Source organism: Gulosibacter sediminis (genome assembly GCF_014904065.1).
Classification (GTDB): Bacteria; Actinomycetota; Actinomycetes; order Actinomycetales; family Microbacteriaceae; genus Gulosibacter; species Gulosibacter sediminis.
This window is the reverse complement of record NZ_JACXJG010000036.1, coordinates 135-22,262: the sequence shown is the minus strand read 5'-3', so window position 1 is coordinate 22,262 and position 22,128 is coordinate 135. Positions and strand designations below refer to the sequence as shown.

Sequence of the window (22,128 nt, the reverse complement as noted above, 5' to 3'; positions counted from 1 at the left end):
TCTGATGGGGAACAGACCAAAGTGTGTTCAAATTGCCGCATGATTCAGGCTGCGGCGTACATTCGTCCGTCGCGGCCGCGCCCGACCCTGAGGAGAACTCCGTGACCGAACCCATCCGACTGCAGCCCGGCGACGACTTTCCGGAATTCACGCTGAGCGACCAGGACGGCAAGCAGGTGTCCCCCAGCGATTTCCGCGGCTCGAAGCTCGTGGTCTACACCTTCCCGCAGGCATTCACCCCGGGCTGCACGCAGGAGGCCTGCGACTTCCGCGACAGCGACGCCCGGCTCACCGCCGCGGGCTACAAGGTGCTCGCGCTCTCCGCCGACTCGGTAGACAAATTGGCAAAGTTCAAGACCGAATACGAACTGCCGTACACCCTGCTGAGCGACCCGGCCCACGAGGTGCAGACTCGCCTCGCCGCCTACGGCGAGAAGAACAACTACGGCCGCATCGTCGAGGGCGCGATCCGCTCCACCTTCCTCGTTGACGAGGACGGCAAGGTCATCGAGGCGCTCTACAACGTCAAGGCCACCGGCCACGTTGACCGGATCCTCAACAAGCTCGGCGACAGCTAGCTACTTGAGCCGCGCGGCCACCGCGGGGTGGAAGACGAGCAGCAGACCGACGAGCGATGCCGCCGCGAGCGCCCAGCCGAGGGCGGGCATCATGTCGCCACGGATCACCGTGACCGCGGCCGCAACCTGCAGCGCCTGCCACACCGCGGTGAGCCCGCGTACCCAGCGCTGACCGAGGCAGACGCCGACGGTGAGCGCAATGAGCAGCACGGTCGCGAGCCCGGCCATGACGATGAGCGCGATCGACGACGCGACCGAGAGCGCATCCTGCGTCAAGAACTCGACGAAGAGCAGCACGGTCACCCACGCCATCACGAGTGCTTCGACCCCGAGCACCATCGCCAGAAGAATCGACGGCCACACCGGCGCGGTCGTGGCGGCCTCGGTGGGGCGTTCGCCCTCTGCGTTCACTCGAATAATCCCTTGATTGGCATGCAACTGCGTGGCAAAATACTACAGATCAGGACTTCGGCGCCCTTGCGCAAACCCGCAGTTTGGTGTGCCGCTGTCATCACGACTCCGTCTGAGAGTACGGCCTCCGCGTGCCAAAACGCGTAGACAAGGAGCCCATTTACATGGATTGGCGTGATCGCGCTGCATGCTTGCATGCTGACCCCGAGCTGTTCTTCCCGGTTGGCAACACCGGCCCCGCGATTGAACAGATCGACGCCGCCAAGTCAATCTGCTCGCGCTGCCCGGTAACCGAGCAGTGCCTGCAGTACGCACTCGACACGAACCAGGATTCTGGCGTTTGGGGTGGCCTCTCGGAGGACGAGCGTCGCGCGCTCAAGCGTCGCGCTGCGCGCGCCCGCCGCGCCAGCTAACCCAGCCAAGCAACTCAGTGCCTCGGCGGATTTTTCGTCGAGGCACTTCGTTTGTCACCCGACGCCCCAGCGGCGCGGGATGCTGATCTGCACGAGCGTGCCGCCCGCCGGGTTCTCCTGCCACGCGATGGCGCCGCCCAGCTCACCCTCGACGAGCGTGCGCACAATCTGCGTGCCGAGGCCCGAGCCCTCGTGGCCGCCGACCATGCCCACGCCGTTGTCGCGCACCTGAATGGCAAGATTGTCGTCGTCGCGCTCGACCGTGACGGCGACTTGGCCGTCGGAGCTGCCCGCCGGGAATCCGTGCTCGACCGCGTTCGTCACGAGCTCGGTCAACGCGAGGGCGAGCGGGGTCGCGAACTCGCTTGGCACCGAGCCAAACGAACCCTCGAGCACCGGTCGTACCTCGGTGCCGGTGCCGCCGGCGACCTCCGTGGCGAGCCGCATGACCCGCGCGAACACCTCGTCGAAGTCGACCGACTGCGAGAAGCCGCCCGACAGGGTGTCGTGCACGACCGCGATCGACGAGACGCGACGCATCGCCTGCAGCAGTGACTCTCGGGCCTCGTCGGCCTTCGCCCGGCGGGCCTGGATGCGCAGCAGCGCCGCGACGGTCTGCAGGTTGTTCTTCACTCGGTGGTGGATCTCACGGATCGTCGCGTCTTTGGTGATGAGTTCCTGCATCTGGTTGCGCACGTCGGTCGTGTCGCGGCAAAGCACGATCGCGCCGAGCCGCTCGCCGCCGCGGCGCAGCGGAATCGCGCGCAGCGTGACCGTGACGCCGCGCGCATCCACATCGCTCATCCATGGGGCACGGCCGGTCACGACGAGCGGCAACGCCTCGTCGACCGTGACGTTGCGCTTGTCGTCGACAAGGGTCGAGGCAACTTCCGAAAAGATCTCGCCCTCGAGCTCGCCACCGAAGCCGAGCTTGTTCAGTGCCGAGAGGGCGTTCGCGCTCGCAAAGGTGACGACGCCGTCGGTGTCGAGCCGCACGAGGCCGTCCGAGGCCCGGGGCGCGCCGCGACGGGAGAACTCGGGGGCGTCGAGATCGGGAAAGTCCCCCGCCGCGATCATGTCGAAGAGGTCCTCCGAGCATTCGCGGAACGTGACCTCCTGCCGCGTCGGCTGCCGTGTGCCGGCGAGGTTCGTGTGCCGCGTGATGATCGCGATCGGCCGCTCGGAGCGCTGCGCCCGGCCGTCGGCGTGGCGTGTCGAGAACACTGGGCTCGTCGTGAGCTGCGCGGGAATCTCGTCGAACCAGTCGGGGGCGGATGAGCGAATCGTCACGCCGCGCTGGTAGACCGCCTCGACCTCCATCTCCCACTGCTCGCGCACGCGCTGACCGATGAGATCGCGATAGAACAGGGTCGGCGCCGACGCCGGTCGCGCTTGGCTGACCGCCACCCAGCGAGCCTCGGAGTCGCGCACCCAGAGCACGAGATCGGCGAGGGCGAGGTCGGCGAGCAGCTGCCAGTCAGCAAGCAGCAGCATGAGCCACTCGCGATCACTCGAATCGAGGTCGCTGTGGCGTTGTATGAGATTGGTGAGGCTCGACACGCCTCCACATTATTGGACGAGTGAGCGATCTGATTGGAGATCCGCCGGAAGCGGTGCCGCGGCGTCGGCAACGTGACCGAGCCGAAGGGCGAGCGCGTCGAGCTGCTTCGCGAGTTGTGACCTCGGCGCCGCATCGACCACCGCGATCGCCTCGGCCATCGCCCGGTCGACGGCCTTGGAGTCATCGGGCAGCAGGGTGGCGCGTTCAATGCCGCCAAAACGCAGCAACACCTGCCGCACCTGGCCGGCCGAATCGGCGCCGACCGCCCCGCGGCGCAGGCGGGTGATGACCGTCTCGAGGTGGGTCGCATCGCCACGCAGATCGACAAGGCCGAGCCGCGCCCGCAGGTAGCGCTGCAGCCCAACCGGGGTTGCTTCGCCGACCGCGACCACAGCATCCGCCACCTCGATCGCGGCGTGCGCGGCGGCGTTGCGACGAGGCGCCGCGACATCGCTCACGAGTTCCTCGTCTCGCTCGAGGTTGAAGCCGACGTCGACGACGACGAACTCGTACTCATCGCGCGCGAGCCCCAGCACCGCGCGCATCCGCTCGCTCGGCAGCTCGGGCCAGCGGGCAGGGTTACTGATGCCCGAGAGCACACGCAGGGTGCCGCGCGCACAGGCGACCTCCGAGCTCACGCGATCGAGTTCGACTGCCGAGAGCGAGCCCGCGCCGGCGAGGCGGCAGGCGGCCGCGAGCCCCGGTGCCTCGTCGGCGATGCCGAGCGCCGGTGCGACGGCCCCGCCATACGTGTCGGCGTCGACGAGCAGCACCCGCCGGCCCTGGTTCACGAGCGACGCCGCGAGGGCGATCGCCACGGTGGTGACGCCCGGCGAACCGTGCGGGCCCCAGACGGCGAGGATGCGGCCGGGCGCCGGAACCGGTGGCGCGCTCGGCTCGATCGGCGGCGGCACCTCGCGCTGCGGGCTGCGTCGGCCTCGACGCGATTCTTCGCGGCGGCGGTCCTTGCGACTGCGTGGCGGCTCCTCTGGCTCGGTCTGGGCTGTGACGGGCGGCGCAGCGCGGGCGGCCTCCCCCTCGAGCAGCCGCTCAACCGCATCCCACCTGTCGTCGGCGCGGATGCGGTCGACGAGCCCGAGCTCGGTTGCCTGCCTGCGTTCGGCCTCGTTCCCCACGACGGCGATCGTGCGGGCACCGGCGCCATCGCAGGCGGCGAGGCTCCGTGGATTGAGCGTCTCGGGGCCAGCCTGCGCGAGCACGAGCTCGGGCCGGGCGCGCTCGACCGCGGCCGCGAGCGAGGCAGCGCCGGTGACGCGGTCGACGATCTCGTGGCCGGCCCGGATGATGCCCTCGAGCAGATTCGCCTCAACGTCGTAATCCACGGCCAGGATGATGCGCGCCACGAGCTACTCCCGCACCGGTTCGTGCAGCGGCACGAGCTGTAGCCGCGCCCCGTTCGAGGTCGCGCTCATGACCGTCGCGACCTCGTCGTCGGGAATGCGCAGTTCGACGTCGACCTGTGCGGTGGCGACGAAGTCGTCCTGCTCGATCACGCGAATGACCTGCGCCTGCGCGACGAGCACCTGCGGCGCGTCGTAGGTGCCCATCCGCTCACCCGCGGCGGCCGACCAGATTTCGACCGTCGTGCCGGTGCTGATGCCGCCGGGCAGTTCGCCAGGGATACTGACGACCACGGCCGCGCTCGAGGTGTCGGCGTCGCCGAGCGCCGTGAGCGGCACGAGCTCACCCGCGCCGATGGGCCGGGTAGCGATGTAGCTCTCGGCGCTCGCCTCGGTGAGGTAGAGCTCGGTCGGCGTAGCCGCCGACACCTCGACCGCGGTGAGTTGCTCGGCGGTGATCGTGTCGCCCGCGGCGACAGCCTGCCCCAGTGCGTAGACCGTCGTCGTTTGCGCCGTAGATTGCACGACGCCGACGACGCCCGCGATCGAGCCGGCAACGAGCACGATGCCGATAATGAGTCGCGGATCGACTCGGGTTCTGCGACCTTGTGCCACGTGAGCGCTCCTTGTTCGCGGGCATTGGCGGAGGCTCGTCCGCCTTGACGTGTCTATGTTGCGACATCGTCCGAACTCGCTGGGCAAGTTATCCACAGGCGGCGAGCGTGCAGGGAATCGCTGGGATACTTGAGGCATGTCTTCGAACCCCAGCCAGGGGCTTCCCCGTTTCCTCACCCTCTCCGACGTTGCCGAGATCCTCAACGTCGAACTCGACGTCGTCCGCGACCTCGTCGAGTCCAACGAACTCGCCGCGATCCGCATCGGGTCGGCCGGCGCCCTGCGCGTCGAACAGCTCGAACTCGAGCGCTTCGTCGCCGATCAGTACGAGGCTCGCCGCCGCGAGGCGATGTTCGGGCAACAGGAATTCATCGACATCCCCGAGATCACCAGCTCGGGCAGCTGGCGCGACAGCAACAACTAATTCGCGACGTCGCCGGCGACGCGCACGAGGCGAATCTCGTGGAGCGGCACGACACGAAAGGCCGCCACGTCGGGCGTGCGCCGCGGCGTATCGAGATCGTGTACCGCGAGGTCGAGGTGATCGCGCGCGACGAGATCGATGGTGCCGCGCAGCACACCAAGCGTGGTGGTCAACTCGCAGTGCACGCGTCGACGAGCCAGATCGCGCAGCGGCATGACGAAGCCGAGCCGGGCCGTAAGCGACTCGGGCGCCTCGGGTCGCGGCGCGAGCGATCGATCGAGCTGGCTGCGCGTGAGTATGACCGACCCCATGCCCGCGAGCGGCACGAGCACGCTCGCGTAGTGGCCCGCGACCGACGGGAGCCTGGCGAAGAACCATTCGGCGCCGAACTCGATCGGCTCGGCGCGCAGGCGGTCGCCGCTGAGGAGCTCAAGGTCGATGCACTCCCCCGGCTCGAGCGCCGCCTGCAGCGCGGCGAGGCGCTGGCGCAGCGTGGTGCGCGCGACGCGGAGGCGTTCGTCTTCGACTGCCTCGAGGCGCCGGGCCCGCTCGTGTTCGGCGTCAAACTGCCCCGCGAGGTCGTCGAAGAGGTCATTCCAGCGCACCCCAACAGTCTGATGCATCTCGACCACGAACCGTCAAGTTATCCACAGGATGATTCGCGCGTCAGCCGAGGGGTGGACTTATCCACAGATTTTGCCGAAACACCCCACGGCCTGGCCCCAGATTGTTGAATGGCGACGTACGCCTGCCTCTCGACAGGAGCCAACGATGCCCCAGCCGCAGTCGCGCCTCTCCACCGCCCTCAACGACGATGTTCCGCAACCGCTGCGATTTGGCGAGGGCGTGCTCACTGCACTTCCCGCGCCGAGCGGCACCGCTGCCCCGACGGGCGACCCCGAGCCGATGCTCCGTAACCTCGCGCGCGGCGTGTTCGAGGCGATGGCGGGCATCCGCGAAATCGAACAGCTGACGCGCTGGCTGGCGCCCGAGGTCGCGAGCAAACTGCTCGCGCGGGCGCAGCACGCGGCCCGCGCCCGGCAGCGCCGCGGCGGGGTGGCGATGCGCCCGAAGATCGAGCCGATCCGCTGCATCTGGCAGTCGCCTCGCGAAGGCGTCGTCGAGTCGACCGTCATCGTCGACCTCGGCAGCCGCTGCCGCGCGGTCGCGATCCGGCTCGAGTCGTACCGGGGTCGCTGGCGGGCCCAACGCCTGCACGTGCTCTAGGCCCGGCTCAGCCGTCGCTAGCGGGGCGCGATCAGCCAGTCGCAGGCCCGCTCGACCGCCGCATCCGACACCCCGTGGGCGCGCAGAAAGTCGTGCGCGTCGAAGTCCGCGGCGAACTCGCGCACCGCGTCGCCACGCGAGCGGATGATCTCGGCAAGCTCGGGCTCATCGTGCCAGCGCTCGTACGGGTGCGGCTTCTCGCGGTGCAGGTGGTGCTCGTTGACGGCGCGCACCGCAAGCTCATCCTCGTGCACGAGCACCTCGGCATCGGCGCCGAGGCNCAGCAGCAGGATGCCCATGACAAGCCCCGTGCGATCGCGGCCGGCCGAGCAGCACACGAGCGTGCCGGGCCCGGCCTCGAGCAGCTCTCCGACGGCCCCCGCGATGCGCTCGGAGAAGAACCCGACAAAGTCGGCGTAGCCCGACGGGTGGTTGAGGTACGGGTCGAAGCGTTCGCGGAACGCGGGCAATATCGGGTCTTCAACGGGTGCGAAGCGATACTCGATGGCCTCGGTGCCTTCGGCGCTGCCGCGGGGTTCACTCGGGTCGCGCAGATCAAGCACGCGACGCACGCCCTCGGCCTCGGCGCGCGCCCAGGCCTTGGAGCCCCAGGTCTGCGGCTGCCCCGAGCGGAACAACACCCCCGGCGCGAGTACGCCCGCGGCCACGGGGATTCCCCCGAGGTCGCGGGCGTTAAAGGCGCCGGGCCAATCGCGTTCGCGGGCCACGACTAGTTGTCGGACTCGTCGGCGACCTTCTGTCCGAACGAGCCGCGCTGCTGCTTGCGCGTCGTCGCCTGCTGCTCCCGGGCGACCGCCGAGGCCGAGCGTCCCTGTTCGCTGCCGTGCTTTGCCGGGTTGCCCGAGCGCGACTTCTTCTTCTGCGCCGGGTTCGGCTTGCCNCGCGGTCGTGGTCGCGGTCGTCGCGCGCCCGCCTTCGGGCACTTCGGACTCGGTCGCGTCGCCCTCGGCCTCGCGCATCGCCGACGCCGTGCCGAGGCTCATCTCGCGGCGCATCGCGGCGCGCGTCGCGTTGACGTTGATGCGGCCGGTGCCGTCGGTGACCCGCACGTTGCCGCTCTCGTCGGCCGCCGAGTAGTTGAGCTGCTGGGTCGGCTGCGCTTCGCCGTCGAGGCTGCGCTGGCGCACCTTGATCGACTTATGCGTCGTGCCATCCTCGTGCTCGTGCTCTTCGACCTCAACCTCGGTGTTCATGAGGAACTGCACCGACTCCTCGCGAATGCCACCGAGCATCTGCTGGTACATCGTGAAGCCCTCGCGCTGGTACTCGACGAGCGGGTCGCGCTGCGAGAGCGCGCGCAGGCCAATGCCCTCCTTCAGCGCATCCATCTCGTAGAGGTGGTCGCGCCACTTGCGGTCGATCACCTGCAGCAGGATGCGGCGCTCGAGCTCGCGGCTCGCCTCCTCGCCGAGCTGCTCCTCGCGCTTCTCGTACGCAAGCTTCGCGTCGGCGATGACCTCTTCTTCGACGTTCTCGTCGGTGACCTGGTTCATGCCACCGTGCTCTTCGATGATCTCTTCGACCGTGATGCTCATGGGGTAGAGCTGCTTGAGGTCTTGTTCGAGCATCTCGACGTTCCAGTCGTCGGGGTTGCCCGCCGTGTGCTCAAGCACGATGTCGTGGATCGCGCCATTGATGAAGTCCTGCACCTTGTCTTCAAGGTCGTCGCCCTCGAGGATTGCGCGGCGGTCGGCGTAGATCGACGAACGTTGCTCGTTGAGCACGTTGTCGTACTTGAGCACGTTCTTGCGAATCTCGGCGTTGCGAGATTCAACCTGGCTCTGCGCCGACTGGATCGCGCGCGAGACGATGCGCGACTCAAGCGCGAGGTCGTCGGGCGTCGAGTCGTTGTCCATGATTGCCCGCGCGGCGCCGGTGTTGAACAGGCGCATGAGGTCGTCGGTCATCGACAGGTAGAAGCGGCTCTCGCCCGGGTCACCCTGACGGCCCGAACGACCGCGAAGCTGGTTGTCGATACGACGCGACTCGTGACGCTCGGTACCGAGCACGTAAAGACCGCCGAGCTCGGCGACCTCCTCAGCCTCCTCCTTCACCTCGTTCTTCACCTGCTCGAACACCTCGGGCCACTTCGCCTCGTACGCCTCGGCGTCCTCTTCAGGGTCGAGCCCGAGCTCGGTCATCTTCGTCACCGCGAGGAACTCGGCGTTGCCGCCGAGCATGATGTCGGTACCACGACCGGCCATGTTCGTCGCGACCGTGACGCCGCCCTTGCGGCCGGCCTGCGCGATGATCGCAGCCTCGCGAGCGTGGTTCTTTGCGTTGAGCACTTCGTGCTCGACGCCGCGCTTCGCGAGCAGCTTCGACAGGTACTCGCTCTTCTCAACCGAGGTTGTACCCACGAGCACGGGCTGGCCCGTCTCGGCGCGATCGACGATGTCTTCGACCACCTGCGCGAACTTCGCGCGTTCGTTCTTGTACACGAGGTCGGGCTTGTCGAGGCGCTGCATCGGCTTGTTCGTCGGAATCGGCACGACGCCAAGCTTGTAGGTCGACTGGAACTCGGCCGCCTCGGTCTCGGCGGTACCGGTCATGCCCGCGAGCTTTTCGTACATGAGGAAGTAGTTCTGCAGGGTCACGGTGGCGAGCGTCTGGTTCTCGGCCTTGATCGTGACGCCCTCCTTCGCCTCGATCGCCTGGTGCAGACCCTCGTTGTAGCGACGGCCCTTCAGGATGCGGCCCGTGTGCTCGTCGACGATGTTAACCTCGCCGTTCTGCACCACGTATTCCTTGTTGCGGTGGAACAGGGCCTTCGCCTTGATCGAGTTGTTCAGGAATGAGATGAGCGGCGTGTTCGCCTGCTCGTAGAGGTTCTCGATGCCGAGCTCGTCCTCGACGCGGTCGATGCCCTCCTCGAGCACACCGATCGTGCGCTTCTTCTCATCGACCTCGTAGTCGCGGCCCTCCTTGAGGCGCTTCGCGAGCTTCGCGAACTCGGTGTACCACCGGTTCACGTCACCGGAAGCGGGACCAGAGATGATGAGCGGGGTGCGCGCCTCGTCGATGAGAATCGAGTCGACCTCATCGACGATCGCGTAGTAGTGCCCACGCTGGACGAGCGCCTGCTTCGAGACCGCCATGTTGTCGCGCAGGTAGTCGAAGCCGAACTCGTTGTTCGTGCCGTAGGTAATGTCGGCGGCGTACTGCTCGCGGCGCTGGTCGGGCGTGAGGCCCGAGAGGATGCAGCCGGTCGTCATGCCGAGCGCGCGGAAGACGCGGCCCATGAGTTCTGACTGGTAGCTCGCGAGGAAGTCGTTCACCGTGACGATGTGCACGCCCTTGCCGGGGATCGCGTTGAGGTAGGCCGCGAGCGTCGCGACGAGCGTCTTCCCCTCACCGGTCTTCATCTCGGAGATGTTGCCGCCGTGCAGTGCCGCGCCGCCCATGAGCTGTACGTCGTAGTGACGCTGGCCGAGCGTGCGGCGCGCGGCCTCGCGCACGGCCGCGAACGCGAGCGGCAGCAGTTCGTCGAGGATGTCCCGGTCGCTTTTGCCCGCGTCGACACCCTCTTGGTACTGCTCGCGGAACTCATCGGTCATGTCGCGAAGCTCGTCGTCGCTGAGTTCTTCGAACTCCCCCTCGAGCCCGTTGATCTGATTTGCCAACCGCTCGAGTCGACGAAGCTGGCGGCCCTCGCCGAAGCGAAGCACCTTATCGAGGATCGAAGCCAATGAAATTCTCCTGACGTTGCGTCCGGGTACCCGGGAAACTCGCTCAATCGTACTCGCCCCGGTTCAACAAAAACTCGGGCAGGGCGGAGGGTCCGCCCTGCCCGAGTTCGGGAGTTACTTAGACCACCGAGTCGGCGGTGACTTCTTCGGGGGCGCTGCCCTCGGTCGAGCCCTCCTCATCGAGCGCGATGACACCGTAGTCCCAGCCGCGACGTCGGTAGACAACGGCGGGGCGCTCGGGGCCAGCCTCAATAAAGAGGAAGAAGTCGTGACCGAGCAGCTCCATGTGGTCGACGGCCTCGTCGGGGGTCATGCGCTTCGGCGCGAACACCTTCTCGCGAATGACGATGGGGTTGTAGTCGTACGACGATGCTTCGTCGACGCTCGCGGCCGGCTGCGCCTGCCCCGAGACAACGTCGATGACACCGGTATCAGCGGGAACGATGTCGAGGTGCGAGAAGTCCTTCGCCGACGCATCCGCGAGGCTCTGGCCGCCGTGGCGGTGCTTCTTCTTATCTTTCACCCGGCGCATCCGCTCGACGAGCTTGTCGAGCGCGATGTCGAATGCCGCATACTTGTCGCCCGCGTCGGCCTCAGCACGCATGGTCGGGAACGGTCCGAAGACCGTGATCTCAACCTTGCCCTTGTCGAGGAGGTTGCCGGCCCGGTCGGTGCGACGCTTGAGCTTCACTTCAACCGATTGGGCGCGCTCTGAAAGCTGCTGCACCTTCGCAGTGACTTTCTCTTCCGCGTACTCCTTGAATCGGTCGGGAATCTCGGTGTTGCGGCCGCTGATTGTGACGTCCATCTCACCCTCCTGATCTGCGAACTCGGGGTTCGCGAACTCGGACCCCGAGCCGGATGTGTATGTATGTCCCTCAGATACTACGAGAATCTACCTCCACGATTCCCCTACGACGTCAAGAATTTGCCGAGGTAGTGTTGTGCTTTATGACTCGAGCCACTACCGCGGCTCCGAGCACCTGCGCACCGGCCGCTTCGAGGGCCCGCTGCGCCTCGAGCAACGTCGACCCGGTGGTCGCGAAGTCGTCGACGACGATGCAGTTCGCGCCGCGAAGTTCTGGCCGCGCGCGCAGGGCACCGGCGAGATTTTCGGCCCGCTGCTCGCGGCTCAGCGCCGCCTGATCGCCCACCTTGCGGGCGTGCGCCAGCCCCGCGACGCCGGGCTGCCCGACGGCGCGCTCGAGCAGCAGCTGCACGTGGTCGAAACCGCGGGCGGCGCGCGCCGCACGACGCGACGGCACGGCGACGAGCACGGGCTCGCTGGGCCAGCCTGGCAGGCTACGCAACAGCGCGAGCAGGGATGCCCGCAGCAGCGGCGCGAGCACCGTCGCGACATCGACCCTGCCGCGCTCCTTGTAGGCGTCGGCGAGCAGCCGCAGCCGGTCGCCGTAGTGGGCCGCGGAGGCCAGCGGGAGCGAGCCGAGCATCCCCACCTCGGGCGCACACGCGGCCCGTAACTCGCGGCGGCAGGCCTCGCACACGCCGGCGTCGCGCGCGCCGCAGCCCGCGCAGCTCACAGGGAACAGGGTCGCGAGCGCGTCGCGGGCGGCCTGCAGCGGATGTGCCATGCGGCCAGGGTGGCACGCGCGGCCCGGAGCGGGGCCGCGGTATCCACAGGCCCGACTACATCTGGGCGAAGAGGAAGTTCACGACCGTTTCGGAGGCCTGCCAGCGGGTGCCCCGCGGCGCGTAGACGATGCCCTGGCGGTCGACGACGCGCATGCCGGCGAGCGTGTTCGAGCCGGCGACCTGCACGGCGTTGGGAATCGTGCCGAGCGAGGTGAGCTCGCCGCCGACCCGATAGAGGCGCACCTCGGTCGTGCCATCGCCGTCGTCGACGAGCATCGCGACGCTGTTGCCGTCGACCCACGCCACGTCGTTCGCGGTGTCTTCGGTGCCCGGCATCTCGAGCAGCAGCGGGTCGCCCAGCGCCATCGGCTCACCGCCATCGCGCATGATCGGCATGATCGCGAGGGTGACGCCGTCGCCGTCGTCGAACAGCACTGCAAGGCGGGTGCCATCGCGCGACACCTGGTGTGAGATGAAGTTCGGGGCGACGCCCGACGGAAGCGGAATTTCGAAGATCGAGCCCTCGCCAATCTTCGACACGTAGAGGCCCGTCTGCGAGGTCGACTGGGTCCACACCCAGTCCCAGTTATCGAGCGCGGGTTCGATCTGGCCGCCGCGGCTGTCGATGAGCGTCGGCGAGGTGTCGTCATAGCGCATCGCGTACGTGCCGTCTTCGGTGAGCATCGTCACCGTCTGCCGCGACGCCGAAAGGGCGCCACGAATGGGGTTGATCTCGGCCGCCGCGGCATCGACATTCTCGGTGCCGTTCGGCAGCGAGAGCGAATTGCTATTGAGGTAACCGATGCTGCCGTCCTGGTACACGAGCGGCAGCGAGTTGACGTCGGGGCTCGTGATGACGGTGTCGCCGCCCGGCAGGCTCGCGTCGATACGCGCGCCGTTGACGCGCAACTCAACCGTCTGCACCTCGTCGAGCACGGTGAGGCTTCGCTCGAGTTGCAGGCGCATGAGCGAGAGGTCGGAGGCGCTCGCCGCGGCCGAGGCATCGCCCGAGAGGTTCACGGTGGCCTGCCCGTCGGCGATCGTCACGTCCGACAGCAGCGAGGTGCCCGAGGGGAACGCCGTCGTGACGGCTTCGCCCGGGTAGAGCCACTCGGCGGGGCCGCGCAGCAGTTCCTCGACCACGCGGGTCGCGAAGTCATCGGTGTTCGGGAACCAGCGCAGGTCTTGCGTCGCGTAGCGCTGCTCGACGTCGAGGAACGTGAGCGCGGTTGAGCGGTAGAGGTCGGTGAATGCCTGGCGCATGAGCACCACACCGTCGGGTGCCTCCGAGATGCGCCACTCACCGTCGACCTGCTGCAGCGTGAACTCGAGCGCCTCGCTGCTGCTCGAGAGCTCCTCGCGGTAGACGCCGTGCGCGTTTACCTCGCCGCTCACAGCGACCGACACGTTGATGACGTCGTTGTCGTTCGTGCGCATCGACACCTGGCCCGAGGTGATGAGCACCTGTTCGGTGGGGTCCCACGACGAGGCGGCGTCATCGGTGAGGTACTGCCGCGCCGTCGCGAAGTCGTTCTGGCTGCCCGTGCCGGCGTCGATGAAGCCCTGCACAATTTCCTCGCGGCTCGCACCGTCGCTCGGGCCAGCCGGGTAATAGCGCAGGCTCTGCGTCGTCGCTTCTTCCTGCGCCGAGCCCTGCTCGACCGAGCCGGAGGTCGGAATCGATGCACACGCCGCGAGGGCAAAGATGCTCACGCCCGCCACGAGGGCGAGCAGGGCTCGGCGGATGCGCGCACTCACTTCGACTCCTCCTCGCTGTCCGTCTCATCGTCCGACGCCTCGGCCCCAGCAAGGAAGCCCGGCTCGAGCCCCGGCAGGGTGACGGGCATCGTGATCGGCTGCGTCATGACGTCCTCGTTCGAGAACCCCTCCACCTTCTCACCCTGGTGCTCGCGCGTATAGGTCTCGGCCCCCGCATCCTCAGGCAGCAGCGGCAGCGGCGACGAGACGATCGGTTCGTCAGCGGCGATCGGCAGCGTGAGGCGGAAATTCGTACCGAGCTTCGGCACCGACCACACCTCGAGCAGACCGTGGTGCAGGTGCGCGTCGTCCTTGGCGATCGCCATGCCGAGGCCGGAGCCGCCCATCGTGCGCTTACGCGAGGGGTCGGCACGCCAGAATCGCTCGAACACGTTCGCCTGCTGGTCGTCGCTCATGCCGATGCCATAGTCGCGCACCGAGAGGGCAACCGCGGTCGCGTTCGAGTCGACGGTGACGACGATCGGGCGCCCCTCGCCGTGCTCGATCGCGTTCGCGATGAGGTTGCGGGCGATGCGGTTGATGCGGCGATCGTCGAACTGCGCCATCACCGGGCGGTCTGGCGCGCGCAGCACGAGCGACTCACCGTGCTCGATCGCGACGGGAAGCATCGCAGCGATGACGTCCTCAGCCACCGCCTTGAGGTCGTGCTCCTTGCGCATGAGCTCAACCGCGCCCGCGTCGTAGCGAGAGATCTCGAGCAGGTCGGCGAGCAGCAGCTCAAAGCGCTCGACCTGGTCGTGCAGCAGCTCGGCCGCGCGCGAGAGCGTCGGGTCGAACTCGTCCTTGCGCGAGTAAACGAGGCCGCCCGCGAGCCGAATCGTGGTGAGCGGCGTGCGCAGCTCGTGCGACACATCGGAGACGAAGCGCTGCTGCACCTTCGACAGGTTCTCAAGCTGCTCGATCTGATGTTGCAGGTTGTCGGCCATGTGGTTGAACGATCGCGCGAGCGTACCGATGTCGTCCTCGCCCTTTTCGGGGATGCGCTCCTCGAGTTGGCCAGCGGCAAGCTGGCGACTCGTCTGGGCGGCAAGCCGCACCGGCTGCATCACGGCGCGCATGATCGAACCGATGATGAGGCCGACGAGCAGCACGAGGATCGCCATCGAGATCGCGAGCGTGCGCTGCACGAAATCGAGGGTGTCCTGCGAAGACTGCAGCGAATAGACGAGATAGAACTCGTAGTTGCCGGCGCTCGGCACCGTGACCACGCGTCCGATGACGATGCCCGGTTCAACCTGGCCGTCGGCGTCCTGCAAGGCGACCGACTGATAGTGCACGGTGTCGGGCTCGGCGAGCACCGCCGCACGCAGTTCATCGCTCGTGAGATTGCGGTCGACGCCCTCCGACGCGATGTCCTGGATCACGCTCGTCGTCGACTGGTCGGGCACGCGATAGAAGGCCCAGCCGAGCGCGTTCGGGGCCTGCGCCATCGCCGCGTCGATCGCATCCTGCCGCAGCGCGGAGAGCGCGAGCTCGTCGGTCTCGCTGCCCGACTCGAGCGTCGCCTGCGCGACCGAAGCCGCGCGCTGGGCCTCGAGCTGAACATCCTGCGTGCGCGAGGTAAAGAGGTCGCGCGCAATCGAGTTGCTCATGACCAGGGCGACGGCGATCACCGTGATGCTCGTCAGCGTCACCGCGACCACCGTCGTGCGGAACGGCAGCGAGGTGCGCCAGAGAAAGCGAATGTTCTGCCAGAACTCCTTCGGGCGCCACCAGCGACCCGGAGGGGTATCGATCCAACCGGTGTCGACGCTGTTCGGCAGCCGAACCTGGATGCGCTCGGAGTCGGGATTGACGCGCCCGCCACGAAAAAGTCGAAAGCGCATCACCTAGTTGCCGGTGTGACCCGCCCGGTAGCCAACGCCGCGCACCGTCTGCACGATCTTCGGCTGGTCGGGGTCAATTTCGACCTTCGCGCGCAGGCGCTGCACGTGCACGTTGACGAGCCGGGTGTCGGCTTTAAACCGGTAGCCCCACACCTGTTCGAGGAGCTCCTCGCGCGTGAACACCCGGTTCGGCTTTGCCGCGAGCGTGTGCAGCAGGTCGAACTCGAGCGGCGTGAGGTTGATGGAGGTGTCGTCGCGCATGACCTCGTGCGCCGCGAGGTTCATCGTGAGGTCGCCGACCTTGATGACCTCGCTCGGCTCGCTCGTCGTGGCGCGCAGGCGCGTCTTGATGCGGGCGACGAGCTCCTTCGGGTCGAAGGGCTTGACGATGTAGTCGTCGGCGCCGGCCTCGAGGCCGCGCACGACGTCGGTCGTGTCGGACTTCGCGGTGAGCATGATGATCGGCACGCCAGACTCGGCGCGGATCGCCTCGCAGATCTCGATGCCGTCCATGCCCGGGAGCATGACGTCGAGCAGCACGAGGTCGGGATCTTCATCGCGGAACTTCGCGACAGCGAGCGAGCCGTCGGAGCAGAAGCTGGGGTCGTAGCCCTCTGAATCGAGCACGATGCCGATCATTTCGGCCAATNGCGGTGTCGTCGTCGACGACCAAAACTCGACCCGGCACGTGTCCTCCACAATGTTGATGATCTAGGCAGAGCCTACCCGGTCGCGGTCGTTCTTGTGGACGATGAAACGCGCGGCCGCGCTGTGGGACGATGAATAGGTGAGTTACGAGCCGTACCCGAACCAGCCCGGAGCGACGCCCCAGGGTGCGAGCAATTGGCAACAACCGCAGGGGTCCGCCTCGTGGAACTTCGAAGGCGGCGCACCGCAGCAGCCGCTCGGCTGGCGCCCGCCGCCCAAGCCCGGCCTGTTCCCCCTGCGCCCGCTCACCTTCGGTGAGATCTTCAGCGCGACCTTCTGCCTCCTGCGCGTCAACGTCGCGGCGAGCTTCGGCGGCGCCTTCCTGATCCAGCTCGTCACCGGGCTCGTCACCGCGGTGCTGCCGACCATCGCGCTCATCGTCGGCATCAACCGCATCTCGATGGCCGAGATCGGCGATCAGGACGAACTCGCGGTTTCGATGACAACGTGGCTGTTGCTCGCGCTGATCCCGGGCATCGTGATGTCGCTGATCAGCAGCAGTCTCGTGCAGGTAATCGTGGCGCAGGTCGTCGCCGCCGGCACGCTCTCGCGCAAGCTCACGCTCGGCGAGGCGTTCCGCACCGCCTGGCGCCGGGTGTGGGCGGTGCTCGGCTACGTCGTTGTCGTCGCGGTCGCAAGCATGATCNTCATGGGCATCCTGCTGCTGCCCATCATCTTCTTCATCGTGATCCTCGCGCAGACCGACAACCCGGTTGTCTTGCTGCTGCTGCTCGGTATCTTCCTCGTGCTCGCGGGCGTCGCCTTCTTCTTCTGGGTGAACACGAAGCTACTCGTCGCCGTGCCGTCGATCGTGCTCGAGGGCTACGGCCCCATCAGCGCCATCGCGCGCAGCTGGCGCCTCACGAACGGCTACTTCTGGCGCACCTTCGGCATCTGGATCCTCGTCTCGCTCATCGTCAGCGTCGCGACCCAGACCATCTCGGGCATCTTCAGCTTCCTCTTCTCCTTTACGAGCGTGCTCGTGCCGTTTGGCCAGACCACGACCGGCCAGGAGGGCGTCGTCATCGGCGTCGCCATCGGCATGGCGCTGCTCTCGGTGCTGCTGTCGACCGTGCTGCAGGCGATTTCGACCGTGCTGCTCGGCGGTAACGCGGCGATCATGTACACCGACCTGCGGATGCGCAAGGAGGGGCTCAACATCCACCTCCAGCAGGCGGCCGAGGACTACAACGAGGGCCGCGAGCCCGAGCGCGACCCCTGGACCGCTCCCGACCTCGGCCCGGCCGCTCCGCCGGCCGGCTACGCGCCGCAGCAGCCGTATCCGCAGCAGAACTTCGGCCAGCCGGCCGGGTATGGGCAGGCGCCGCATGGGCAGGCTCAGCCGGGGCAGCAGACGTACGAGCAGCAGGGATACGCGCAGCCTGGATACGGGCAGGCGCAGGCCGGGCAGGAGCAGCCGTACCAGCCGTACGGCGCGTCGCCGGCATCCGACAACCCGCCGAGCTCGCCCTATGCATCGAGCGGCGCAGGCGAGCAGTCGGGCAACGACTCCGGCGCAGGCACTGACTCTGGCAACGGCACCGACCAGGCCAACGGCCCCGCGCAGCATCGACCGTTCTAGGCCGCATGACGATTCCACTCGCCCCCGACGAGGACACCGCTCGCGACTGGCTCCTGCAGGAGCTGTCGAAGGGCGAGTATCAGCAGGCGAAACCGAACCCGATCGACCAGTTTTTCAACGACCTCTGGGAGTGGTTCGCGTCGCTGTTTAACTTCACACCCAACGGCGCCTTCGGCATCAACCCAGCGTGGATCTTCATCATTCTCGGCATCATCGCGGTGGTCGTGCTCGTCGTGATCTTCGGGCGGCCCCGCGCGGTCGCTCGGCGTCGGGCCGAGCACGGCGCCGTATTCCTCGACAACGACACTCGCACGGTCGCGCAGCTGCGCGCGGCGGCGGATGCGGCCGCCGCGATGTCCGACTGGTCGCTCGCGCTCACCGAGCGCTATCGCGCGATCGCCCGCGGGCTCGCCGAACGCACCGTGATTCGCCTCCGCCCCGGTACCACGGCGCAGGGCGTCGCCGCGGCCGCGGCCGCGCCGTTCCCGGGCGAGGTCGCCGAGTTGCGCCGCGCATCCGGCTCGTTCGACCAGGTGCGCTACGCGGGGCTCGCCGCGCGCGAGGACGACTACCACCAGGTGCGCGAGCTCGACGCCCGTCTCGAGCACACGCGACCCCACCTTTTGCCCGAGCCCGAGGTGCTGACGCGATGACCGCATCCGCCACCGACACCTTGACCGCCACGGCGCCCGTCGCGGCCGAGTCACTCACGCCGGACTCCCGGGGCGCTTGGCGTCGCATCCGCAGTTGGCTTCTCGCCGTCGGCGGCCTCATCGCCGCGGCGCTCGTCACGGTGCTCGCGCTCGGCTCGATGGGCTCGGTCTCGAACCGACCCCTCGACCCGACCTCTCCGGCGCCCAACGGCGCGAAGGCGCTGTTCGAGGTGCTCGGCCAGCAGGGCGTCGACACGACGCACGCCACCTCGCTCGACGAACTCTCGTCGGGCCTCGACTCGGGTGGCTCGACGACGGTGGTGATCGACGACCCCTCGTACATCCTCGCCGAAGAGCAGATCGACCAGATCGCCGCCGGCTACTTCGGCGACATCGACCGCATCGTGCTGCTCAACCCGGCCGGCAGCAGCTACGAGCTGAGCAGCCGCGTCGCGACGTTCGGCGGGCAGTTCTCGTCGAACGACGACGACCCGGATGCGGCGGCCACGTTCGACGCGGGCTCGGCCTGCGGCTTCGGCGAGCTCGCCCCCGCGATCACGAACGAGGGCGGGCACGAGTACGAGCCGACCGGCGACTCGGTCGGCTGCTATCAGGTGCGCGACGGCTACGCGGTCGTGGTCGGCGTCGACCAAGGCGTCGAGATCGTCGTGCTTGGTGCGCCGACGAACCTCACGAACGCGGTGATCGGTGAGTCGGCGAACGCCGCGATGTCCATCAATCTGCTCGGCGCGAACGAGCACCTCGTTTGGTACACGCCGTCGAGCGCCGACAGCCTCACCGACACGCCCTCGCTCGGCGACTATGTGCCGCCGTGGCTCACGCCGGTGATCATTCTGCTACTTGGCGTGGGTGTCGCCTGCGTCATCTGGCGCGGCCGCCGCTTCGGCCCGCTCATCGCCGAACGCCTGCCCGTCACCGTGCCGGCCGCCGAGACCATCGAGGGCCGCGCCCGCCTCTACGACAACAGCGACGCGCGCCTCCACGCGCTCGACAGCATCCGCCTCGGCACCATCACGCGCCTTGCCGAACTGCTCGGCCTGGGTCGCGGCGAGGCGAGCGATGCCGTGATCGAGGCGACCGCCCAGACCGCCGGGGTGACGCGCGAGCACGCCTACCAGGTGCTGCTCGTCGGCTACCCCGATACCGATTCGGCGCTCGTGGACCTCGCGAACGCCGCCGCCGAGCTCGAACGGCGCGTGCGCGCCGCGACCGGCCGCACCGAGACGACACGACGACCCGCCACGAAGGAGCACCCAAGCGATGAGTGACCAGATCCGTAACCAGCTCGGCCGCGTACGTGCCGAAGTCGCGAAGGCCGTCGTCGGGCAGGACGCCGCCGTCGAGGGGCTCGTGCTCGCGCTGCTCGCCGACGGACACGTGCTGCTTGAGGGTGTGCCGGGCACCGCGAAGACGCTGCTCGTGCGCACGCTGAGCACGGTACTCGCGCTCGACACGAAGCGCGTGCAGTTCACGCCCGATCTCATGCCCGGTGACGTCACCGGTTCGCTCGTCTACGACAACAAGTCGGGTGAATTCGAGTTCCGCGAGGGGCCCGTGTTCACGAACCTGCTGCTCGCCGACGAGATCAACCGCACCCCGCCGAAGACGCAGTCGTCGCTGCTCGAGGCGATGGAAGAACGCCAGGTGTCGGCCGACGGCGTCACCCGCAAGCTGCCCGACCCGTTCATGGTCGCGGCCACGATGAACCCGATCGAGTACGAGGGCACCTACACGCTGCCCGAGGCACAGCTCGACCGATTCTTGCTCAAACTCGTGCTCGACCTGCCGCCACGCGACGCCGAAATCGAGGTGCTGCGACGCCACGCGGCCGGCTTCAACCCGCGCAACCTCGGCTCCGTCGGCGTGCAGCGCGTGCTCGGGGCGAGCGAGCTGCAGCAGGCGCGCGCCGAGGCGCAGCAGGTGCAGGTGAGCGGGGATGTGCTCGCGTACGTCGTCGACCTCGCCCGCGCAACGCGGCAGTCACCCTCGGTGCGCATGGGCGTTTCGCCCCGTGGTGCAACGGCGCTGCTGCGCGTCGCGAAGGCGAGCGCGTACCTCTACGGACACCCCGCCGTGACCCCCGACCACGTGCAGCGGATGCTGCTGCCGACCTGGCGCCACCGCGTCGTGCTCGAGCCCGAGGCCGAGCTCGAGGGGGTTTCGGCCGACTCTGTGCTGCGGTCGATCATGCAGCAGGTGCAGGTTCCGATTTAGTTTTCGTCATGGCATTTAGCGGTATCTACGTCGGCTTGCTCCTGCTCGGGGCGTTGCCAGTCATGTTGTTCGGCACAACGGCCGGCAGCGCGCTGGCCACGCTCGGCATTGTGCTGCTGGTGTGGCTGCTGCTCGGCGTCATCGACTGGCTGCTCGCGACGCCCGCCCGGCGCATCTCGATCGCCCGCGAGCTACCCGAGCGCGTGCGGCTCGGCGAGACGGTGTCGTCGACGCTGCTGCTCACGAACCTCGCCGGCCGCACCCTGAACGCGCAGGTGCGCGACGCGTGGGAGCCCTCGGCCGGCGCCCCGCGGATGCGCGAGCGCGTGCGCATCCCCGCCGGCGAGCGGCGCGCGGTCACGACCGTCTTGAAGCCGTGGCGTCGGGGAGACCGACGCAGCGAGGTCGTTGTCGTGCGGTCGTGGGGTCCACTGCGATTGGTCGCGCGGCAGGCGACGCTGAAGTCGGCCGGGCGGGTGCGCATCCTGCCGCCCTTTAATTCGCGTCGACACCTCGCCTCGCGCGTGCAACGCCTGCGCGAGCTGGATGGGCAGACGACCCTGCAGGTGCGCGGCCAGGGCACCGAGTTCGATTCGCTGCGCGAGTACGTACGCGGCGACGATGTGCGCTCGATCGACTGGCGCGCGACCGCGCGGCAACAGGAGCTCGTCGTGCGCACTTGGCGCCCGGAGCGCGATCGCCGCGTCGTGATCATCATCGATTCGGGCCGCACCTCGGCCGCGCGCATCGACGACGAGACGCGGCTCGACACCGCGATCGAGTCGGCGCTGCTGCTCGCCGCGCTGGCAACGCGCGCCGGTGACCGCGTCGACCTGGTGTCGTACGACCAGCGCGTACGCGCGCGGGTGCAGGGGGCAAGCGGACCGACCGTGCTCGCGAAAATTACCGACGCCATGGCGAACGTCGAGCCCGAGCTGCTCGAAATGAACTGGCTCGACGTGCCGAAGCTCGTGCGCGAGGTGACGACGCACCGCGCCTTCGTCNGTGCTGCTCACGACCGCCGACAACGAGGGTTCCTCGCGCGCCCTGCTCGAGGCTGTGCCCGAGCTCGCGCAGCGCCACCTTGTCTTGGTGGCCTCGGTGACCGATCCCGAAGTGGCCGAGGCCGCGCGCGATCTCAGCGAGCGCGAGACCGTATTCCGGGCCGCCGCCGCCGAGCGGTCGATGCTGGATGCGCAGCGCGTCCGCCGCGCGCTTGGCCAGCTGGGCGTCGACACGATTACCGCGACGCCGTATGAGCTGCCGCCGCGGGTTGCCGACCGGTATTTGGAGCTGAAGAAGGCTGGGCGGCTTTAGGGCGGTTGGGGGTCGGGGCTTGGTGCTGGGGTCTGTGCCGTCGGAGGCTTGTGCCGAACTGAAACTAGTCGGCAATCCGCCACGAAACCCGCCGTCCGAAGCCATGTCGGAGGCTCGTGCAAGAGTGAACCAAGA

Annotated in this window: 18 protein-coding genes and 3 pseudogenes; 9 read left to right on the top strand and 12 right to left on the bottom strand. The window is 68.1% G+C overall.

Translation table 11 applies throughout. The annotated features are described in order from the left end of the window. Window positions 1-101: 101 nt before the first annotated feature. Window positions 102-578 carry a thioredoxin-dependent thiol peroxidase gene (gene bcp, locus ID132_RS12665; protein ID WP_193128793.1) on the top strand — a complete coding sequence of 159 codons (477 nt, stop codon included), beginning with the start codon at window positions 102-104 and terminating at the stop codon, window positions 576-578. Here bcp and ID132_RS12660 read toward each other — a convergent pair whose 3' ends face one another. After that, the gene (locus ID132_RS12660) at window positions 579-989 is read right to left on the bottom strand and encodes a hypothetical protein (protein ID WP_193128792.1); all 411 of its coding nucleotides are present in this window, start codon (window positions 987-989) and stop codon (window positions 579-581) included. It lies immediately after the preceding gene. A gap of 164 nt (window positions 990-1,153) precedes the next feature. Here ID132_RS12660 and ID132_RS12655 point away from each other — a divergent pair, with 164 nt between their 5' ends. Beyond that, window positions 1,154-1,402: a WhiB family transcriptional regulator gene (locus ID132_RS12655; protein WP_125107770.1), complete on the top strand. Its 249-nt coding sequence runs from the start codon at window positions 1,154-1,156 to the stop codon at window positions 1,400-1,402. Between the two features lie 54 nt (window positions 1,403-1,456). Here the strand turns inward: ID132_RS12655 and ID132_RS12650 are convergent, their stop codons facing one another. Genes ID132_RS12650 through ID132_RS12640 form a run of 3 tightly spaced genes read right to left on the bottom strand, consistent with a single transcriptional unit; the run spans window position 1,457 to window position 4,939 of the window. After that, complete coding sequence (locus ID132_RS12650; protein ID WP_193128791.1) at window positions 1,457-2,962, bottom strand: sensor histidine kinase; 1,506 nt, start codon at window positions 2,960-2,962, stop codon at window positions 1,457-1,459. Window positions 2,963-2,971: 9 nt separating this feature from the next. After that, on the bottom strand, window positions 2,972-4,327 hold the full coding sequence (locus ID132_RS12645) for an AAA family ATPase (protein WP_125107768.1): 1,356 nt from the start codon (window positions 4,325-4,327) through the stop codon (window positions 2,972-2,974). A 3-nt stretch (window positions 4,328-4,330) separates the two neighbouring features. Beyond that, the gene (locus tag ID132_RS12640) at window positions 4,331-4,939 is read right to left on the bottom strand and encodes an SAF domain-containing protein (RefSeq protein ID WP_193128790.1); all 609 of its coding nucleotides are present in this window, start codon (window positions 4,937-4,939) and stop codon (window positions 4,331-4,333) included. Between the two features lie 136 nt (window positions 4,940-5,075). Between ID132_RS12640 and ID132_RS12635 the strand changes: the two genes are divergently transcribed. After that, the gene (locus ID132_RS12635; protein ID WP_125107766.1) at window positions 5,076-5,363 is read left to right on the top strand and encodes a helix-turn-helix domain-containing protein; all 288 of its coding nucleotides are present in this window, start codon (window positions 5,076-5,078) and stop codon (window positions 5,361-5,363) included. On the opposite strand, the gene ID132_RS12630 is transcribed toward ID132_RS12635, so the two are convergent. Continuing rightward, entirely contained in the window at window positions 5,360-5,968 is a 609-nt protein-coding gene (locus ID132_RS12630; protein WP_125107765.1) for a hypothetical protein, read from the bottom strand. The genes ID132_RS12635 and ID132_RS12630 overlap by 4 nt on opposite strands. A gap of 166 nt (window positions 5,969-6,134) precedes the next feature. Between ID132_RS12630 and ID132_RS12625 the strand changes: the two genes are divergently transcribed. Continuing rightward, window positions 6,135-6,590: an Rv3235 family protein gene (locus ID132_RS12625; protein ID WP_125107764.1), complete on the top strand. Its 456-nt coding sequence runs from the start codon at window positions 6,135-6,137 to the stop codon at window positions 6,588-6,590. Between the two features lie 17 nt (window positions 6,591-6,607). Here the strand turns inward: ID132_RS12625 and ID132_RS14250 are convergent, their stop codons facing one another. The 7 genes and pseudogenes from ID132_RS14250 to mtrA form a co-directional block, all read right to left on the bottom strand. Further along, window positions 6,608-7,804, bottom strand: coding sequence for a tyrosine-protein phosphatase (locus tag ID132_RS14250; RefSeq protein ID WP_413229381.1), 1,197 nt, complete (start codon window positions 7,802-7,804; stop codon window positions 6,608-6,610). After that, a pseudogene (gene secA / locus ID132_RS12620) lies at window positions 7,780-10,300 on the bottom strand (preprotein translocase subunit SecA); the annotation flags it as partial. The gene ID132_RS14250 and the pseudogene secA, both read right to left, overlap by 25 nt. A 118-nt stretch (window positions 10,301-10,418) precedes the next feature. Next, the gene (gene hpf / locus ID132_RS12615; RefSeq protein WP_125107761.1) at window positions 10,419-11,108 is read right to left on the bottom strand and encodes a ribosome hibernation-promoting factor, HPF/YfiA family; all 690 of its coding nucleotides are present in this window, start codon (window positions 11,106-11,108) and stop codon (window positions 10,419-10,421) included. Between the two features lie 112 nt (window positions 11,109-11,220). Further along, window positions 11,221-11,892 carry a ComF family protein gene (locus ID132_RS12610; protein WP_125107760.1) on the bottom strand — a complete coding sequence of 224 codons (672 nt, stop codon included), beginning with the start codon at window positions 11,890-11,892 and terminating at the stop codon, window positions 11,221-11,223. Window positions 11,893-11,947: 55 nt separating this feature from the next. Then, window positions 11,948-13,651 (bottom strand): LpqB family beta-propeller domain-containing protein, encoded by a 1,704-nt coding sequence (locus ID132_RS12605; protein WP_125107759.1) that lies wholly within the window; start codon window positions 13,649-13,651, stop codon window positions 11,948-11,950. Then, window positions 13,648-15,498 carry an MtrAB system histidine kinase MtrB gene (gene mtrB, locus ID132_RS12600; RefSeq protein ID WP_193128788.1) on the bottom strand — a complete coding sequence of 617 codons (1,851 nt, stop codon included), beginning with the start codon at window positions 15,496-15,498 and terminating at the stop codon, window positions 13,648-13,650. The genes ID132_RS12605 and mtrB overlap by 4 nt, the downstream gene beginning before the upstream one ends. A 3-nt stretch (window positions 15,499-15,501) precedes the next feature. Beyond that, window positions 15,502-16,186: pseudogene (mtrA, locus tag ID132_RS12595) on the bottom strand (MtrAB system response regulator MtrA). A gap of 420 nt (window positions 16,187-16,606) precedes the next feature. On the opposite strand from mtrA, the gene ID132_RS15400 reads away from it, so the two are divergent. The 5 genes and pseudogenes from ID132_RS15400 to ID132_RS12570 all read left to right on the top strand — a co-directional run bounded on the left by ID132_RS15400 (window position 16,607) and on the right by ID132_RS12570 (window position 21,993). Next, window positions 16,607-17,788: a hypothetical protein gene (locus ID132_RS15400; protein ID WP_459562498.1), complete on the top strand. Its 1,182-nt coding sequence runs from the start codon at window positions 16,607-16,609 to the stop codon at window positions 17,786-17,788. A 5-nt stretch (window positions 17,789-17,793) separates the two neighbouring features. Next, window positions 17,794-18,441, top strand: coding sequence for a DUF4129 domain-containing protein (locus tag ID132_RS12585; protein ID WP_125107755.1), 648 nt, complete (start codon window positions 17,794-17,796; stop codon window positions 18,439-18,441). Further along, complete coding sequence (locus ID132_RS12580; protein WP_193128786.1) at window positions 18,438-19,730, top strand: DUF4350 domain-containing protein; 1,293 nt, start codon at window positions 18,438-18,440, stop codon at window positions 19,728-19,730. The genes ID132_RS12585 and ID132_RS12580 overlap by 4 nt, the downstream gene beginning before the upstream one ends. Then, complete coding sequence (locus ID132_RS12575; RefSeq protein ID WP_125107753.1) at window positions 19,723-20,676, top strand: AAA family ATPase; 954 nt, start codon at window positions 19,723-19,725, stop codon at window positions 20,674-20,676. The genes ID132_RS12580 and ID132_RS12575 overlap by 8 nt, the downstream gene beginning before the upstream one ends. Before the next feature lie 8 nt (window positions 20,677-20,684). Beyond that, window positions 20,685-21,993, top strand: a pseudogene (locus ID132_RS12570) (DUF58 domain-containing protein). Window positions 21,994-22,128 lie beyond the last annotated feature (135 nt).

Bases quoted from the DNA above. Each gene is read 5' to 3' on its own strand.
- ID132_RS12655 (WP_125107770.1), top strand. From the start codon at position 1,154: ATGGATTGGCGTGATCGCGCTGCATGCTTGCATGCTGACCCCGAGCTG.
- ID132_RS12635 (WP_125107766.1), top strand. From the start codon at position 5,076: ATGTCTTCGAACCCCAGCCAGGGGCTTCCCCGTTTCCTCACCCTCTCC.
- ID132_RS12625 (WP_125107764.1), top strand. From the start codon at position 6,135: ATGCCCCAGCCGCAGTCGCGCCTCTCCACCGCCCTCAACGACGATGTT.
- hpf (WP_125107761.1), bottom strand. From the start codon at position 11,108: ATGGACGTCACAATCAGCGGCCGCAACACCGAGATTCCCGACCGATTC.
- ID132_RS12610 (WP_125107760.1), bottom strand. From the start codon at position 11,892: ATGGCACATCCGCTGCAGGCCGCCCGCGACGCGCTCGCGACCCTGTTC.
- mtrB (WP_193128788.1), bottom strand. From the start codon at position 15,498: ATGCGCTTTCGACTTTTTCGTGGCGGGCGCGTCAATCCCGACTCCGAG.
- ID132_RS12585 (WP_125107755.1), top strand. From the start codon at position 17,794: ATGACGATTCCACTCGCCCCCGACGAGGACACCGCTCGCGACTGGCTC.
- ID132_RS12580 (WP_193128786.1), top strand. From the start codon at position 18,438: ATGACCGCATCCGCCACCGACACCTTGACCGCCACGGCGCCCGTCGCG.
- ID132_RS12575 (WP_125107753.1), top strand. From the start codon at position 19,723: ATGAGTGACCAGATCCGTAACCAGCTCGGCCGCGTACGTGCCGAAGTC.